Below are 16,449 nucleotides of genomic sequence, written 5' to 3' on the forward strand. Positions count from 1 at the left end.
TACGGGTCGGGGAGGGGGACGGGCGGCTCAGGCCGCGCTCTGCTTCTTCTGGCTGATGCGGAACACCACGAACTCGGCCGGCTTGACCGGGGCGATGCCCACCTCGACGACGAGCAGACCGGCGTCGATGGACTCCGGCGGGTTGGTCTCGGCGTCGCACTTGACGTAGTACGCCTCCTCGGCGCTGTTGCCGAACAGCGCGCCGGCCGACCACAGGCCGCGCAGGAAGCCGTCGAGCGTGCGCTTGACGCCCTCCCACAGGGTCACGTCGTTGGGCTCGAAGACGGCCCACTGGGTGCCGGTGAGGATGGTCGACTCGATCATGTTGAACAGCCGGCGGACGTTGATGTAGGTCCAGTCGGTGTCGGAGGCCAGGGTGCGGGCGCCCCAGATGCGGATGCCGCGGGTGCCGAAGGGCCGGATGCAGTTGATGCCGATCGGGTTGAGCAGCGCCTGCTCGTTCTGGCTGATGGTGCGCTCGATGTCGAGCACGCCGCGCATGGTGTCGTTGGCCGGGGCCTTCCACACGCCGCGGGTCTCGTCGGTGCGCGCCCAGACGCCGGCGATGTGGCCCGACGGCGGGATGAAGACCTCGCGGTCGCCGTTCACGCCGACCGGGTTGTCGACCTTGATCCAGGGGTAGTACAGCGCGGCGTAGGCCGAGTCGTACATGGCGGTCTCGGAGCGCCACTCCTTGATCTGCTGGGGGCTCATGCCCGGAGGCGCGTCGAGGATCGCCATCCGGTTGCCGTTCTGCTCGCAGTGCGAGATCAGGGCGGTCTGGACCGACTTCCACAGGTCGAGGTCGACGGTGCCGTCCTCACGGGTGGCGGCGGTGACGAGGTCGGGGACGATCACCATCGTGACGTCCTCGGCCACCGCGAGGCCGCCGATGCCGGCCCGGGCGGTCTCGGAGCCCGCGAACTTGCGGCCGTTGACGGCGACGGGCACCGGCGGGGCCTTCTCGAGGTCGTAGACGCCGGGGCGCACCAGCTCGAGCTGGCCGCTGAGGTCGACCGACTCCTCGAGCAGGACCTCGACCTTGATCTTGGTGGAGGTGCCGTTGACGGCGGTGGCGACGTTGGAGGGGCCGGGGCCCAGGCCCAGGCCGGGGAAGGACTCCACCGGTTCGCCGCCCTCGAGGACGGTCAGGGTGAAGGAGGCCGGGGCGTCGTCGTCGGCGACGTCGTCGTTGGTGATCTCCAGGCTGATGTCGGCGTCGGGCTCGAGGCTCTCGACCGAGACCGGGAGGCCCAGGGCGCGGTCGCTGGCGGGCAGCGCGGCACGCGCGGGCTCGCCGGCCGGCTCGGTGTTCGGCACGCGGCAGATGTAGGCGATGCTGCCGCCGTTGGCGAAGTAGCCGTAGACCGAGAGCGGGAGCACGCACCCGGGGGCGAACCCGCCGTAGAGCGCCTCGAACTGCGACCAGCTGGTGACCAGGCGCGGGGCCAGGCCCTGGGGGTCGCGCGGGTCGTCGGACGGGGCCCGCTCGGTGAAACCGACGAAGGCCGCCACAGCGGTCGGAGCCGCAGCGAGGACCTTCTGGGAACTGGTGACTTCCTCGACGTAGACGCCGGGGGCGGTGTAGGTGGGCATAGGGAGAACCGCTCTCTGGGTTGGGACGACGGCTGACTGGTACTGCGGGACGTGCCGGCCTCGCCGGCGTTCCAGAAGGTCCTGAACTTTCTCAGGCTCCGGAAGAATGTGACGCACGTGACTGGGTATGACAAGGGGTTCGGCCTCTTGCACTTCCGCCCCGGATGACATACCCCCCGATGCACCCCGCGCAGGGCGGGGACGCTCGGGCTCCCGGTCAGGAACGGCTCAGGAGCACTGCACCGTGAACTGACCGGGGTTCAGGATCTGGATCACCCCCCCGAAGGCACACATCAGCTGCGCTCCCTGCACCAGCGCGGGCATCGGCCCGACCAGCGTCCGCGGCGCCATCGACGTCCACGGGGCCGGCGTCGCCGGGATGCAGGGCATGGGGGTCAGGATGCCGAGGGCGGCCGCCGTGGCGGCGGCGACCGTCGGGTTGGCCAGGGACGAGCACATCCCGAACGGCGCGATGTTGATCAGCGGCTTGCTGTCGCCGATGTTGGCGGCCGGGGCGCCGCCGGCGACCACGCGGTTGACCGGCAGCACCGAGAGCACCGAGGGGGACACCCCGAAGCTGCAGGACAGCTGCGCGCCCGCGACGGCTTGGAGGGGCATCAGCGATCGGCTCCCTTCAACGACGCCGTGAGCGGGCGCCCCGGGTCGGTGAGGACGCACAGCACCTGCCGGTCGCCCTCCTCCCAGCTGCGCGGAGTGGGGGTGAGGAAGCTGAAGAACAGCGCGGAGTCGAGGTAGCTGCGGCCGACGTAGTCGGTGAAGCGCTCGGCGCACACGCCGTTGGCGAAGTCGGTGAGCACCTGCTCGCCGGGGTACAGGTCGGCGTCGAGGGCCGCCTGGGGGTCGCCCGACGCCGCGGCGGTCGCGCCGGTGGCCTCGTAGGTCACCAGCGCGTACGCCTCCTGGGTGTGCGGCTCGGTGCACGGCACCGTGTCGACCTCGGTGATGTCGGCGGTGACCTCGGTCGGTCCGCGCAGGCAGGTCCCCACCCCGACCTCGAAGACGGAGGTGACCTCGCCCGGCTCGTCGTCCTCGAACAGGCCGCACCCCGAGAGCCCGGCGCAGAGCGCGGCGCAGAGCGCGAGGGTCGTCACCCGCACGGCGGCGCGGCGCGCGCCGCCGGGACCCGCGGCCCTCATGCGCGGGCTCCGGCGTCGAAGGGGTTGAGCGCCGGCGCGACCCGCTCGACCGACGGCGCGGGGTCGCTCCAGTCGTGGGTGTCGGCGGCCACGGTGGCGCGCAGCTGCAGGCTGGCGCGCAGCTGGCCGCCGAGGCCGGTCCACAGCTCGCGCGGCATGTTGCGCTCGTCGCCGATCGCCAGCTGGATCGGCGAGGAGAGCTCGGGCGGCGCGAGCTCGGCGGGCAGCACGTCGATCCCGGCGAGCATGCTCACGAGGTCGCCGAGCACCTGGTGCTCGTCACGTGGCGAGCCGGCCCACACGCTGAGCAGGTAGCCCAGCTGGATCATCGGCTGCGGCCGGCGCACCTGCGCCGGGCCGTCGCCGACCATCCGCATGCGGGCGGCGGTGGAGGGCTGCGCGCTGCGGGACACCTCGTAGAGGTAGAGGTTCACGGTCACGCGGGTGACCTGGGCCGACCACGTGCCCGTGGGCTGCTCGAAGGAGACCTCGCCCAGGTCCTCGGGCAGCGGCAGCCGCTGCCGCACGAGCTGCTCGAGGGCGGTGTCGACGTGACGGATGAACACCGGTCTAGGCCACCTGACCCTCGCGCGGCGGGGCCGCGACGGGTGCGCGACCCCGGCGGGGACGCGGGCGGAACCGGTGGACCATGGGGAGAACCTGCTTCTCGTCGAGCCCGAGCTGGCGTCATGACGGCGCGAGAACCATAGGCGCAAGATCGGCTCCCGCAACAGGGTTTCGGCCATACCTCGGCGGGTTTCTCAGGAACTCGAAACATCCTGGATACAAATGCGGATACGTTCCTGGACACATCCGGGCCCCGCGAGCGCGGACCGGCCGCGGGAAGCCCCTCCCGGAAACCCCGAGGGGCGTCTACTCTTGCCCCACCGCGGATCGGGCCGCGACCACGTTCGGCCATGTTCAGGGCAGGTCAGACTCTCCCCCATCGCACGGCCCCCGGATCTGAAGCGAGGAACGCATGCGGGTCGCGACCGAGCACGCCGTGCTGCACGGCGAACCCGGCAGCACCCTCGAGTTCGGGGTCGACGTCGTCAACAGCGGCGAGATCATCGACGGCCTCAGCGCCCGGGTGGTCGGGATCGACGGCGCGGTCTCGCGCGCCGAGCCCGCGATGCTGCCGCTGTTCCCCGAGGCCGCCGGCCGCTTCGCCGTCGCGCTGACCCTGCCCGAGGACCAGCCCTCGGGACGGCACCCGCTCACGATCGAGATCGTCTCCCACACCACCGGCGCGGTCTCCCACGTCGACGTCGAGGTGGACGTGCCGGCGCGTCCGGCCCTCGCCGCGCGCAGCACCCCCCGCGTCGTCCGGTCCCGTCGCGGCGGCCGGTTCGTGATCGACCTCCACAACGGCGGCAACGTGCCGCTCACCCTGGTCCTGGCGCCGGCCGACACCGCCACCGGCACCGAGCTGCGCCTGACCCCCAGCACCCTGCGCCTCGAGCCCGGCACCCGCACCGCCGCCATCGCGGTGCTGCGCGGACCCCGCATCCTCACCGGCTCCGAGCTGGACCGCACCGCCACCGTCGAGATCCGCGGCCGCCGCGACGGCACCGCCGGCGCCGAGTTCGACGTCGAGTCGCCGGACGCCGACGTCGCCACCGTCGTGCCGCTGGTGCTGCGGCAGCGCCCGCTGATCGGCCGCGGCCTGCTCACCGCCGGCGTGCTGGTCTCGATCGTCACGCTGTGGGCGGCGGTGTTCCTGCTCGGGCTGGGCCAGATCTTCGCCGGCGACCCCGTGCCCAAGGCCGCGCCGGCCTCGTTCTTCCCCGCCGACGTCGACACCGCCGAGGTGATCGGCGACGTCACCGCGGTCGCCGCCCGCGCCCCCGTCGGCGCGCTCGGCCGCACCGGCCTGGTGCCGGCCGGCGTCGGCGGACGGCTGGAGGGCACCGTCACCGCCCGCAGCGACGGCGCCCCGGTGGGCCGGATCGTGGTCGACGCCCTGCGCCGGGGCCCCGACGGCGACCTGCTGCCCGAGCCGGTGAGCTCCAGCGCCACCCAGGAGGACGGCTCCTACGTGCTGGCCGGGCTCTTCCCGACCGACTACGTGCTGCGCTTCAGCGCCACCGGCTACCGCACCGTCTACTACCCCCAGGCGGCCTCGCAGCGCGGCGCGCAACCGGTCGCCGCGCTGGCCGGCGGGGAGAACACCGGGCTCGACGTGGTCATCCGCGGCCTGCCCGGCTCGATCACCGGCCAGGTCGATCCCGGCGACTCCCTGGGCGACGTGCCCGTCGAGGTGACCGCCCGGCTGCTCACCACCGCCACCGGCGACCCCGAGCCCCCGCGCCGGGTGCGCACCGGGCCGGGCGGCACGTTCTCGCTGCGCGACCTCACCGCCCCCGGCAGCTACGAGCTGTCCTTCCGCGCCCCGGGCTACCAGATCGCCTCGGTCGTCCAGGCGCTGCGGGGCGGGGAGAACCGGGTCCTGCCCACCCAGCTGCTCAGCGCGGGCGGCGGCCGGATCGCGGGCGTCGTCTCCGGCGCCGACGGTCCGCTGGGCGGGGTCACCGTCACCACCACCGTCGGAGGGCGGGTGATCTCGGTGATCACCCCGACCACCGCGGTCGGCGGGGCCGTGGGCTCCTACAGCCTCGACGACCTCCCGACGCCCGGCACCTACCTCATCACCTACGCCGTCGAGGGCTACGGCACCCGCAGCCGGATCGTGGCGCTCGAGGCCGGGGAGTCCGACCTGAGCGCGAACCAGTCGCTCGCCTCGGGCACGGGCAGCATCACCGGCCAGGTCACCGACGGCTCGGGCGAGGGCCTGGGCGGGGTCACGGTCACCGTGGGCGGCGTCAGCACCACCGACGGGTCGAGTCGCAGCACCACCACGCTCACCTCCGGCACGGCGGCGGGCAGCTTCGTCATCGACGACCTGCCGACCCCCGGCACCTACGCCCTCACGTTCTCCCTCGACGGCTACGACTCGGTCACCGCGCCGGTCACGCTCTCGGCCGACGGCCCCGCCTCGAAGGTGGAGGTCGAGATGCCGGCGGCGCTCGGCCGGATCGTGGGCCAGGTCTTCGAGCCCGACGGCGCCGACGCCGACGCCGAGCCCGACCCCTACGTCGGGGCCACGATCACCGCCACCAACGGCACGGTCACGGTGAGCACCACCTCCTCCTCGGCCGACGGCGGGCTGCCGCGCGGCGGGTTCCTCATCCCCGCCCTGGCCCCCGGCACCTACAGCGTGACCGTGAGCGCCAGCGGCTACCGGCCGATGACCGCGATCATCGAGGTCGTCGCCGGACGCCGTTCCTCCTGTCCCCTGCTCCTGCGACCGCGGGGCTGAGGGGACGACCGGTTCCGACATGCGCCTCGACATCTCCCCCCGCGAGCTCCAGGCCCTCCCGGGGGTCCCGCAGCAGATCGCCCTGACGATCACGAACACCGGCACCGTCATCGGCGGCTACCGCCTGCGCCTGCTCGGGCTCGACCCCGCTTGGGTGCAGCTGGACTCCGAGCAGGTCTCGCTGTTCCCGGAGGAGTCCGGCACGATCACCGCCACGGTCACCGTGCCCGTGGGCCTGCCCGCCGGCGAACGCCGGCTCTCGGTGCAGGTGCGCGAGCTGACGCCGCCCCACGCCAGCGAGCTGGCCGACATCACCCTCACCGTGCCCGAGGCGCGCGACGTGCGACTCGCCGTCGACCCGCCCACCACCACCGCCGGGCGCCGGGCCAGCTACAGCGTGCTGGTCTCCAACACCGGCAACACCCGGGTCGCGGGCCGGGTGATGGGCGACGACCCCGAGGCCACGCTGCGCTTCACCAGCGAGCCCGCCGAGGTGGACCTCGGGCCCGGCGAGCACGCGGTGGTCAACCTCAAGGTGAGCGGACGGCGTCCCTTCGCTGGCTCCCCGCGGCTGCGCCTGCTCGAGGTGCACCTGGTCGACCCCACCGGCACCGGACCCGCCACGGGACCCTCCGCCCCCGCCGCGCTGGGGGCCGCCGAGGCCGCCGATCCCGCCGACCCGCCCGCGGCCGACCTCGCCCCGCCGCGGGTCGGTCGTCGCCGGTCCCGCCCCGCACCTCCCGAGGGGTCGCTGCCGCTGGCCCAGGCCAGCCTGGTGCAGAAGTCGTTCCTGGCCCGCGGCGCGCTCTCGCTGCTCGGCCTGCTGGCGGCCGTCACCGTGTTCGCGATCGTGATCACCATCGCCCTCTCGCGCATCGTCGACCAGTCCGCGGCCGATCGCGAGCTGGCGCTGAAGATCGCCGCGGCGCGCGACGGCGCCGGTCAGGGCACGGGCCGCTCCGGCATCGAGGGCACCGTGGTCGAGCTCGCCACCGGCCAGCCCGCTCCGGGCGTGGTCGTCACGGTCTACCGGGCCGACGACCCCAGCACCCCGCTGGTCAACGACGCCACGGGCTCCGACGGCGGCTACCGCTTCCGCGAGCTGCCGGCCGGCAGCTACAAGCTCACCTTCCGCGGCGCCGGGTTCGTGCCGACCTGGTACCCCCAGGCCCTGGACCCCGACAACGCCGAGGAGGTCGAGCTCGACGACGGCACCGTGCTGTCGGGACTCGACGTCGCGATCGGCGGCGTCCCGGCCTCGATCACCGGCACCGTCGTGGGCGACGACGTCTCCGAGGCCACGGTGACCCTGCGCACGCCGTCCGCGACCGCGCTCGCCCCGGCGGGCCCCACCGCCGGTCGGACCGTGGCGCGCGCCGCGCCCGGCAGCACCTCGGCGGCCCCGACCACTCCCACCCCCACCGGCGACGGCGCCGTGGTGCAGGCGGTCGCGGTCGGCGCGGAGGGCCGGTTCACGATCGGCGACGTGCCCTCCCCCGCGGTCTACGACCTCGTGGTCACCAAGCCCGGCTACGCCCCCGCCGTGCAGCGCATCGACGTCTCGGCCGGCGAGGAGCGCCGCAACGTCGAGATCAACCTCACCGAGGGCAACGGCATCATCGCCGGCACCGTCGTGGCGGGCGGTGCCCCGCTCGGCAACGCCACGGTGACGGTCAGCTCGGGCCAGACGACGTCGTCCACGCTGAGCCTCACCGACGGCGACGTCGGCACCTTCACCCTGCGCCGCCTGCCGACGCCGGCCACCTACACGCTCGTGGCCTCCGCCGAGGGCTACGCCTCCCAGACCCTCACCGTCACCCTCGCCGACCGGCAGGAGCTCACCGGGGTCACCCTCACCCTGGGCACCGCGTCGGGCACCCTGGCCGGCACGGCGCTCACCACCGACGGCGACCCCGCCCCGGGGGTCAGCGTCACCGTCACCGACGGCACCCGCACCGTGCAGACCGCCACCCGCAGCTCGGGCACCGACCTCGGCACGTGGGAGGTCACGGGCCTGCCGATCCCCGGGTCCTACACCGTCACCCTGGCCCGCTCGGACCTGTCGTCCCAGACGATCTCGGTGAGCCTGGACGCCTCGGGACTCATCAGCGGCGACGTCACCGGCACCGGCCGGCTGAGCACCGTGCTCAGCTCGTCCACCGCGGTCGTGCAGGGCACGATCAGCCAGCGGATCGCCGCCTCGACCAGCACCCCGGGGGCCCCGGAGACGGTGGAGGAGGCCGGCGAGGTGACGGTGACCCTCACCTCGGGCTCCCGCACCTACTCGGTGACCACCGCGACCCGGCCCGACGACCGGCGCGGCGAGTACGTCATCGAGGGCATCGTGCCCGGCACCTACACGATCAGCGTGGGCCGCTCCGGCGTCAGCCCCCGCACCGCGATCCGCACGCTCGTGGCCGGTCAGCGACTCGACTACTCCCTGGTCCTCGCCCCGCCCGCGCGGGTCTCCGGCACGGTGGTGGTGGTCGACGCCGCCGGCACCGAGCAGCCCGCGAACAACTACCGCGTGGAGCTCTACCGCGCGGCCGACTACCCGGGAGTGGTGTACGCCACCGTGACGACCGACTCCCAGGGCCGCTACGAGTTCCCCGACGTCGACGCGCCGGAGAACTTCGTCATCCAGGTACGCCGCTCCACCGGCAGCGTGCCCCTGCTGACCACCAACATCGCGCTCGATCCCAGCGAGCAGCGTGTCGTGAACCTGAGGATCGAATCGTGAACGGATCCAGCTCCCGGGAACCGGCCCCCCGGATCGTCGTCACCCCGTCGGTCCGCGTCGGGGCGGGCTCGCGCACCGACCTCGTCGTGACCCTCACCAACGACGCCGCCGCGCCGCGCCTGTTCCAGGTGGTGCCGATCGGCATCGACGCCACATGGGGGGCCGGGCCCCTGCGCACCGCCGTGGTCGCACCCGGCGACGCCGTCACCCTGACCCTCGCCGTCGCGCCGCCCACCGGCACGCTGCCCGCCCAGTACCCGTTCGCGGTGCACGCCCAGGCGCTCGTGCCCGACGCCGACCCCACCCGCGAGCGACCGGCCGACGCCCCCGTGGCCGTGGCCGACGGCACGATCGTCGTCAGCCCCCGCACCGCGCTGGAGGTCGGCGCCGAGCCGCTCGAGACCACCTTCGTGCGCAGCCGCCGGGTGCGGGTGCAGCTGGCCAACCGCAGCGTCGAGCCGGTGGCCGTGGACCTCGGCTCCACGGCGTCCAAGGGCCTGGACGTGCGGCTGCGCCGCACCCGGCTCACCCTCGCCCCCGGGGCCGAGGCCACGGTGCGCGGGCGCCTCGTGGCCACCCGCCCCCGCCGGTTCGGCGCCCCGCTGCAGCACCACTGGTCGATCACCGCCACCGCCGAGGAGACCGTGCGGCGGGTGCGCGGCAACGTCGTCCAGCGTCCCGCGTTCGGGTCCGGCTGGGTGCGGGCCGTGGCGTTCCTCGCCGTGGTCGCCGTGTGGGCCGCCGCCGCGTTCGTCCTCGTGCCGCGCCTGGCCGACCGCGTCAACGAGCGCGCGAAGGAGGAGGCGATCGCCTCCGGCGCCTCCACCGGCCAGGGCGCCGACGGGGCCGGGGCCGACGGGGCCGACGGGGCGGCGGGCGGCAGCAAGGTGCAGGTCCGGCGGTCGAGCACCCGCGCCACGCAGCGCGGGGTGCAGCTCAGCGGCACCGTCACCGGCACCGACCCCGCGGGGGTCACAGTGCGCCTGCGCCAGGAGTCGCTGTCCAGCGCCTCCCTCGACGACGCCACGCCGGTGGGCTTCGACGTCGCCCTCGCCGCGGCCGGCAAGACCCTGAGCACCTCGCTGCTCGTGCGGGCGCCCCGGCTCACCTCCCCCGACCGCAGCGCCACCACCACGAAGGAGGGCATCTGGGCCTTCCCCGAGGTCCCGGCCCCCGGGTACTACCTGCTCACCTTCAGCAAGGTCGGCTTCGCCACCCAGAAGTACGTCATCGACTCCTCCCGCGCGGAGTCCACCCAGCCGCTGGAGATCGAGATGGTGCCCGGGGAGGGTGCGCTGCGCGGCAGCGTGACCGGTCCCCGCGGCCTGCTCGGCGGCGCCGAGGTGACGATCAGCGACGGCGTCAGCACCCTGACCACCAGCACCGCGAGCCGGGGCGCGGACCGGGGCACGTGGTCGGTGTCCGGCCTGGAGACCCCCGGGTCCTACACCGTGGAGGTGCGCTCCGACGGCCTCGCCACCGCCTCGGCCCTGGTCTCGCTGCCCGCCCAGGGCAGCCGCGTCGTCGACCTCTCCCTGGAGGCCGGCACCGCCACCCTCATCGGCTTCGCCGCCGACGCCACCGGCACCACCGCCCGCCAGGCGGCCCGCGCCCGCAACGGCATCGGCGGGATCTCGGTCGTGGTCACCGACACCCAGGGCGCCCGGTTCACCACCACCTCGCTCACCGCCTCCGAGGCCGGGGACGAGCTCGAGGGCCGGTTCGTCGTGCCCGGCCTGCGCCCGGGCCGCTACACCGCGACCCTGAGCGGCGCGGGCTTCCTCACCCAGACCCGCCGCATCGACGTGCGCCCCGGCGACGCCGAGGTGGGCCTCACCACGGGCCTGCGCTCCTCGCTGGGCCGCGTCGTCGGCACCATCCGCGACGCCGACACCGAGGTGCCCACCGGCGAGAACGCCGGGCTCGTGCTGACCAACGCCGGCGACACCTACAAGACCACGGCGGCCACGGCCACCACCGCCGCCCCCGACAGCGCCGGCACCTTCGAGTTCAACAACATCGAGCCGGGCGTCTACACGCTGTCGGTCACCCTGTTCGGGTTCACCACCGACACCCTCACGGTGGAGGTCCCGGGCGGCGCGACCGTGCGCGCCAACCCGCGGCTGCGGGTCGTGCCCAACGGCGGGCTCAAGGCGACCTCGCGGATCGTCGGGGCCGCGGTCGAGGCCGACACCGGCGACCAGATCGAGTGCCCGGCCGACCCGGTGGACCCCACCCAGTCGACCGCGTGCCTGCGCGCCTCGCTGCAGCTGCCGAACGGGGGCGCGCTGCTCGAGACCACGTTCAAGCCCGACCAGGAGTACACCCTGCCCGACGCCGACGACGGCGTGGAGGGCCTCGAGCCCGGCCTGTACCGGGTCGAGGTCTTCGCCCCCGGCTACGAGCTGCGCGAGGTGCCGGTGAGCGTCGGCCTGGACCAGGACGTCCTGGCCGCCGACGCCGAGCTGCTGCGCTCCCCGCTCATCCGCGGCACGATCAGCGCCGCCGCGGGACTGCCGAGCGCCCCGACCTGCGTGTGGGTCGTGCCCGACGACCAGGCCACCGGCTTCGACCCGGCCTGCGTGCCCGCCGACTGCGAGACGGTCGGAAACATCGCCCAGACCCCCGACCGCACCCCGCTGTGCGACGTCGTGCAGCCGGGGGTGGGCGAGTACCGCATCCGCACCGCCCGCCGCGGCTCCTACCAGCTGTTCACGACCCCGGTGGACCCCCAGTACGCCCCGATCGGCGCCCAGCCGGTGAGCGCGCTGCCCGCCAGCACCACCGTGCTCGACCTCAAGCTGGACCGCTACGGCATCGTGCGGGTGATCACCAAGGAGCCCGACGACGCCATCAACGGCAACCTCTCGGTGGCTCCGGCCAGCGTGAGCCTGATCCCGGGCGGCGGTGGCGCCACCCGGGTGCTCACCACCGGCAACGACGGCGCCGGCACCTACCTGAGCCTGCCCAGCGGTACCTACACCCTGAGCGCGAGCAACCTCGCCACCGACCCCGACGAGCAGCGCGCCTCGGATCCGCAGTCGATCACGGTCGGGTTCAACCAGGACGTCACCTACACCCTGGTGATGGTCGACGACATCCGCTCGATCGCGGCCCGGGTCTACACCTACCTCACCTCGACCCCGGAGCGGCTGCAGAACGTCAGCGTCGCGATCACCGGCATCATCGGCTACAACGGCGACACCGCGATCACCCGGCGCCTGGTCCTGACCACCGGCAGCGACGGCTGCGTGGTGGTGCTGCGCGACGCGACCATCGACCGCCCCGACAGCACGAACTGCCCCGCCGGCTTCTCGAGCGCGGCCAGCCTCGCGCTCCAGCGGTTCGTGTCCAGCACGGCCACGATCGACATCACCGCCAGCGGCTACGACCGGATCCTCCAGACCGGGGTCGAGCTGCTGCGCAACTCCCCCACGGCGATCAACGAGTACGAGCTGCAGCCCACGGTGAAGCCGCTCAGCGACACCCTGCGGATCGAGGACTTCGCGAACGCGGCGGTGAACTTCGCGGCCGTGAACTTCAGCGTGGTGCCGGTGAACCCGGCGCCGAACACCCCGGCCATCACGCTCTCGGCGGCCGCCAACGGCCAGCTCACCTGGAACGACCCCCGCTACCCGCTGGGCCGGATCCGTCCCGGCACCTACACGGTCTCGGCGAGCCTGGCCGGCTACATGCCGATCACCCAGACCTTCACCTGCACCGTGGCGGCCTCGGCGTGCACGACCGCGGCGCCGGTGTCGGTGGGCGGCCAGACCGTCGTCCGCAGCCTCACGCTGCGACGCCTGGCGGCCCTCGGCGTCACGGTCACCGACTCCAACGGCAACGGCGTGCCCGGCGCGACCGTGACCCTCAAGCGCAACGGCACCGCGGTGAGCTCGCTCGACACCACCAACCTCACCGCCACCTTCACCGAGCTGCCGCTCGACGACGGCGCGGTCTACACCGTCGACGTGCGGGCGGCCGGGCACGCCTTCCTGACCGACGCCCCGCTGACGTCCTGCCTGCGGCCGGGCACGTTCGGGCAGACCTTCTCCAGCAGCGTCGTCCTCGACCCGGGCAAGACCACCACCTGCACGGTGCGGCTGACCCGGCTGGCGACCCTCACCGGGTCGATCACCGAGATCACCACCCGCAACAGCGTCGTCACGCGGACCCGGCTGTTCAACGAGCCGATCGAGGCGCGGCGCTGCACCGCCACCGCCATCGGCTCCTTCGGGACGTACTGCACCACCGTCGCCGACGCCGGCATCACCGGCACCACCGACGCCCTGGGCACCTTCCGGCTCACCGGCACCAAGCAGGTCGAGGGCATCACCAGCGGCTTCTGGCTGCTGATCCCGCGCGGCGACACCTACGAGGTGCCGCCCCAGCCGGGGGCGGCGAGCGGTGCCCCCGCCGGGTTCCCGGTCCAGGTCCCGAGCGGCGTGCTGGTCGTGAACACCGACCTGGAGGTGAACACCCGCACCGTCGACTTCACCGTCAACGTGGTGGACCAGTTCAACCGACCGGTCAGCGGGCTCACGGTGGAGCTGCTCACCGCCAACGTCCGCGAGGCGCTCGCGGTCGGCACCGGGGGCTCCTACCTGTTCGCCGGCATGGCCCCCGCCACCTACGACCTGCAGGTGAGCGGCCCCGGCATCATCACCTCCACCCAGAGCGTGGAGATCCGACGCAACGCCGCCACCCAGACGCTGCGCTACCCGGTGAGCCGGCCCGCGAGCCGCCTCAACGGCATCGTCACCGGCACCGACGTGACCGGCGGGCTCGCCGACGCGACCGTGGACCTGCTGGCCTGCACCACGCTCAGCGCCACCACCTGCACCACGACCGCCGCCGAGGGCATCGACGGCGAGCCGCTGACCCAGCAGACCACCGAGGCCGGCCGCTACGAGTTCATCACGATCCCCGACGGCTTCTTCGCGGTGCGGTTCAGCAAGGACGGCTACCAGCCGATCACCGCCGGACCGTTCCAGTTCTCCACCACGGGCGCGGCACCGCCGGCGGTCTCGGCGACCCTGCAGCACGTGCGGCGCGACGTGGAGATCACGATCACCCCGACGGTGGCCACGAACGACCTCAGCGGCACGGTCCTGACGCTCACCCCGAGCAACACCGACCTGGGCCGCACGACCCTCACCGCCACGCTGCCGGCCGGCTCGGTCGGCACGAGCCTGGTGCGCTTCTCCTCGGTCCACCACGGCTGCTACCGCCTCACGGTGACCCTGCCGCCCCTGCACTACGGCCGGGTCACCCTGCCGCCCGACGGCACCGGCGTGTGCACGCGCAACGTCGTGGTGCCGACCACGCCGTCGGTGGCCACGCCGCTGGCGTTCAACGTCGGGGTGGAGGAGAGCCGGCTCACGCTGGACGTCACCTCGGTGCCGCAGCTCGGGCACCCGGTGGCCACGCCGGTGCGGCTGCGCGTCACCGGCACCGGCGTCTCCTACGACGAGACGCTGCCCGTCCCGGGCGGCGCCACCACGGTCACCCTGTGGGTGCGGCCGCTCGCGACGACGGTGTCACTGGCCGCGACCGGAGGGTTCGTGGGGGTGTTCTGGCCGGACGTGAGCGCGACCGTCACCGCGGCCGAGCTCGCCGACGGCAGCCACACCGAACCCGTGGCGCTGACCGAGATCACCTCACGACTGCGCGTGACCGCCGCGGGCGCCGGCCCCGCGAGCGAGGCCCTGGTGACGATCGCGCCCGGGGCGGGGCAGACGGCGTCGGTGCCGGCCGCCTACACGGGCGGGGTGCTCACCTCCGGTGGCGTGGCGGACCTGGACCTGCCCTCGGGCCGCTGGGTGATCGACGCGACCCGGGTGGACGGCACCACGACGGTGACCTACGTCGCCCAGACGGTGAACCTCACCGCGCTGACGGCCTCGCTCACCCTCGCGGAGGACCCGCCGCCCCCGACCCCGCCCGGGGGCGGCACCCCCTGACGGGGCGCTGCTCGGGGGGCGCCGACCTCACCCGCCGGTGAGCTCCTCGATGCAGTCGGTGGTGGCGTCCTGGACGGCGTCGAGCAGGGCGGCGGCGGCCTCGGGGTCGGCACTGCTGGCCCCCACCTCGAGGTCGGGGGTGAGCAGGCCGCCGGCGATGAGCCCGTCGACGCCCACGGCGTCGACCAGCCGCTCGCCGATGCAGCGCGCGGACTCCGGGGTGCCCTGGGGCCCGAACTCCTCAGCGATCGCGTCGATCGCCTGCTGCTCACGGGCGGAGTAGTCGCCCCCGGCGGGATCGGTGGGTGCCGTCGGCTCGGTCGGCCCGGTCGGCTCGGCCGGGCTCGGCGAGGGCGCCGGGGGGATGCTGGCCGTCTCCTGCGGCGTCGGGGAGGCCGTGGTGGCCCCGCCGCCGCTCACCGGGTCGTCGTCGCCACCCGCGAGGGCCAGCGCGCCCGCGCCGCCGAGGCCGAGCAGCGCGACCAGGGCCACCGCCACGAGCACGCCACGACGCCGGCGGGGCGCCGGCGCGGGGGCGCCGAACGCGCCGGGCGGCGGTCCCCCCGCCGGGGTCGGGAACGGCGTCGGGAACGGGCCGGACAGGGGGGCGGACAGCGGGGCGGTGGGCGGCGCCGCCGGGGGGGGCGTCGGCGTCGGACCGGGGGTCGGTGGGGGCGGCGGCATCTTGACGGCGTCGAAGCCCGGCGCGGTGCCGGCCGGGGGCGCCCCGCCGGCGCCCGGCACGACCAGGGTGGGGTCGTCGGAGAGGCGGGTGAGGCGCCGCAGCTCCTCGCGCAGCACGGCGACGCTGGGGAACCGGTCCTCGGGTCGCTTGGCGAGCACCAGCTGCAGCAGCCGGTTGACACCGAGCGCGAGGGGGCCGCCACCCACCACCTGGGGGATCGGGCCCTCGACGTGGCCCATCACGACCTGGTAGTCGGTGCCGCCCTGGAACGGCGCGGCGCCCGCGAGCATCGTCCAGAGCAGGCAGCCCAGGGCGTACTGGTCGGCGGCCTGGCCGGCGGGGGCGGTGCCGGTGTGGAGCTCGGGCGCCATGTAGCTGGGCGTGCCGACCTGGTGGCCGGCCTGGGTGACCTGGGTGAGTCCGCCGAGCGGGCCGGGTCCCGGCTGCTGCCGGCGGGCGATGCCGAAGTCGGCGAGGTAGGCGTGCAGGCTGCCCTCACGGTCGCGCAGCAGGACGTTGGCCGGCTTGATGTCGCGGTGCACCAGGCCCGCGGCGTGCGCGGTGGCGAGGCCGTCGGCGATCTGGGCGGCGAGGTGGAGCGCGATGCGCGGGGGTGCGTGGCCGTGGCGGCGCAGCATCTGGCCGAGGTCGCCGTCGGGCACCAGCTGGGAGGCGATGTAGAGCCGCCCGTCGGCCTCGCCGAAGGAGTAGACCTGCACGACGTGGGGCGAGTCGAGGCTGGCCTGGGCCTGCGCCTCGCGCGTGAACCGGGCCCGGAAGTCGGGGTCCTGCGCCACGTGCGGGGCGATCACCTTCAGCGCGACCCGGCGCCCCAGGGAGGTGTCGAGGGCCTCGAAGACCACGCCCATCCCGCCGGCGCCGAGCCGGTCCCCGAGCTCGAAGGGACCCAGTCGGGTGCCGGGCTCGGGCGTGGGGGTGCTCATGGACATCGGAGCCTAACCGCCGCCGGCGACACGCGCCCCGTCGTG

Annotated in this window: 8 protein-coding genes; 3 read left to right on the forward strand and 5 right to left on the reverse strand. The window is 74.4% G+C overall.

All coding sequences use genetic code 11. The features are described 5' to 3' along the window. Positions 1–27 precede the first annotated feature (27 nt). The 4 genes from ACERUJ_RS17110 to ACERUJ_RS17125 all read right to left on the reverse strand — a co-directional run bounded on the left by ACERUJ_RS17110 (position 28) and on the right by ACERUJ_RS17125 (position 3,319). Entirely contained in the window at positions 28–1,596 is a 1,569-nt protein-coding gene (locus tag ACERUJ_RS17110; protein ID WP_370250074.1) for a phage tail sheath family protein, read from the reverse strand. A 228-nt stretch (positions 1,597–1,824) separates the two neighbouring features. Continuing rightward, complete coding sequence (locus ACERUJ_RS17115) at positions 1,825–2,214, reverse strand: DUF4280 domain-containing protein (protein ID WP_370250076.1); 390 nt, start codon at positions 2,212–2,214, stop codon at positions 1,825–1,827. Then, positions 2,214–2,753 (reverse strand): septum formation family protein, encoded by a 540-nt coding sequence (locus ACERUJ_RS17120; RefSeq protein WP_370250077.1) that lies wholly within the window; start codon positions 2,751–2,753, stop codon positions 2,214–2,216. The genes ACERUJ_RS17115 and ACERUJ_RS17120 overlap by 1 nt, the downstream gene beginning before the upstream one ends. Continuing rightward, positions 2,750–3,319, reverse strand: a complete 570-nt coding sequence (locus ACERUJ_RS17125; protein ID WP_370250078.1) for a DUF4255 domain-containing protein — start codon at positions 3,317–3,319, stop codon at positions 2,750–2,752. The genes ACERUJ_RS17120 and ACERUJ_RS17125 overlap by 4 nt, the downstream gene beginning before the upstream one ends. 413 nt (positions 3,320–3,732) lie before the next feature. Here ACERUJ_RS17125 and ACERUJ_RS17130 point away from each other — a divergent pair, with 413 nt between their 5' ends. Genes ACERUJ_RS17130 through ACERUJ_RS17140 form a run of 3 tightly spaced genes read left to right on the forward strand, consistent with a single transcriptional unit; the run spans position 3,733 to position 14,775 of the window. Continuing rightward, positions 3,733–6,072: a carboxypeptidase regulatory-like domain-containing protein gene (locus ACERUJ_RS17130; protein WP_370250079.1), complete on the forward strand. Its 2,340-nt coding sequence runs from the start codon at positions 3,733–3,735 to the stop codon at positions 6,070–6,072. Positions 6,073–6,091: 19 nt separating this feature from the next. Beyond that, a complete protein-coding gene (locus tag ACERUJ_RS17135; RefSeq protein ID WP_370250080.1) occupies positions 6,092–8,812 on the forward strand; it encodes a carboxypeptidase regulatory-like domain-containing protein in 2,721 nt (906 codons plus the stop codon). Next, a complete protein-coding gene (locus ACERUJ_RS17140; RefSeq protein WP_370250082.1) occupies positions 8,809–14,775 on the forward strand; it encodes a hypothetical protein in 5,967 nt (1,988 codons plus the stop codon). Before ACERUJ_RS17135 ends, ACERUJ_RS17140 begins: the two co-directional genes overlap by 4 nt. Positions 14,776–14,802: 27 nt before the next feature. Here the strand turns inward: ACERUJ_RS17140 and ACERUJ_RS17145 are convergent, their stop codons facing one another. Continuing rightward, the gene (locus tag ACERUJ_RS17145; RefSeq protein ID WP_370250083.1) at positions 14,803–16,404 is read right to left on the reverse strand and encodes a serine/threonine-protein kinase; all 1,602 of its coding nucleotides are present in this window, start codon (positions 16,402–16,404) and stop codon (positions 14,803–14,805) included. Positions 16,405–16,449: the final 45 nt, after the last annotated feature.

The sequence above is a fragment of the Nocardioides sp. genome (assembly GCF_964228225.1).
In the GTDB taxonomy this organism is placed as follows: Bacteria; Actinomycetota; Actinomycetes; order Propionibacteriales; family Nocardioidaceae; genus Nocardioides.

Coding starts and splice junctions, on each gene's coding strand:
- ACERUJ_RS17110 (WP_370250074.1), bottom strand. CDS start 1,596: ATGCCCACCTACACCGCCCCCGGCGTCTACGTCGAGGAAGTCACCAGT.
- ACERUJ_RS17115 (WP_370250076.1), bottom strand. CDS start 2,214: ATGCCCCTCCAAGCCGTCGCGGGCGCGCAGCTGTCCTGCAGCTTCGGG.
- ACERUJ_RS17120 (WP_370250077.1), bottom strand. CDS start 2,753: ATGAGGGCCGCGGGTCCCGGCGGCGCGCGCCGCGCCGCCGTGCGGGTG.
- ACERUJ_RS17130 (WP_370250079.1), top strand. CDS start 3,733: ATGCGGGTCGCGACCGAGCACGCCGTGCTGCACGGCGAACCCGGCAGC.
- ACERUJ_RS17135 (WP_370250080.1), top strand. CDS start 6,092: ATGCGCCTCGACATCTCCCCCCGCGAGCTCCAGGCCCTCCCGGGGGTC.
- ACERUJ_RS17145 (WP_370250083.1), bottom strand. CDS start 16,404: ATGAGCACCCCCACGCCCGAGCCCGGCACCCGACTGGGTCCCTTCGAG.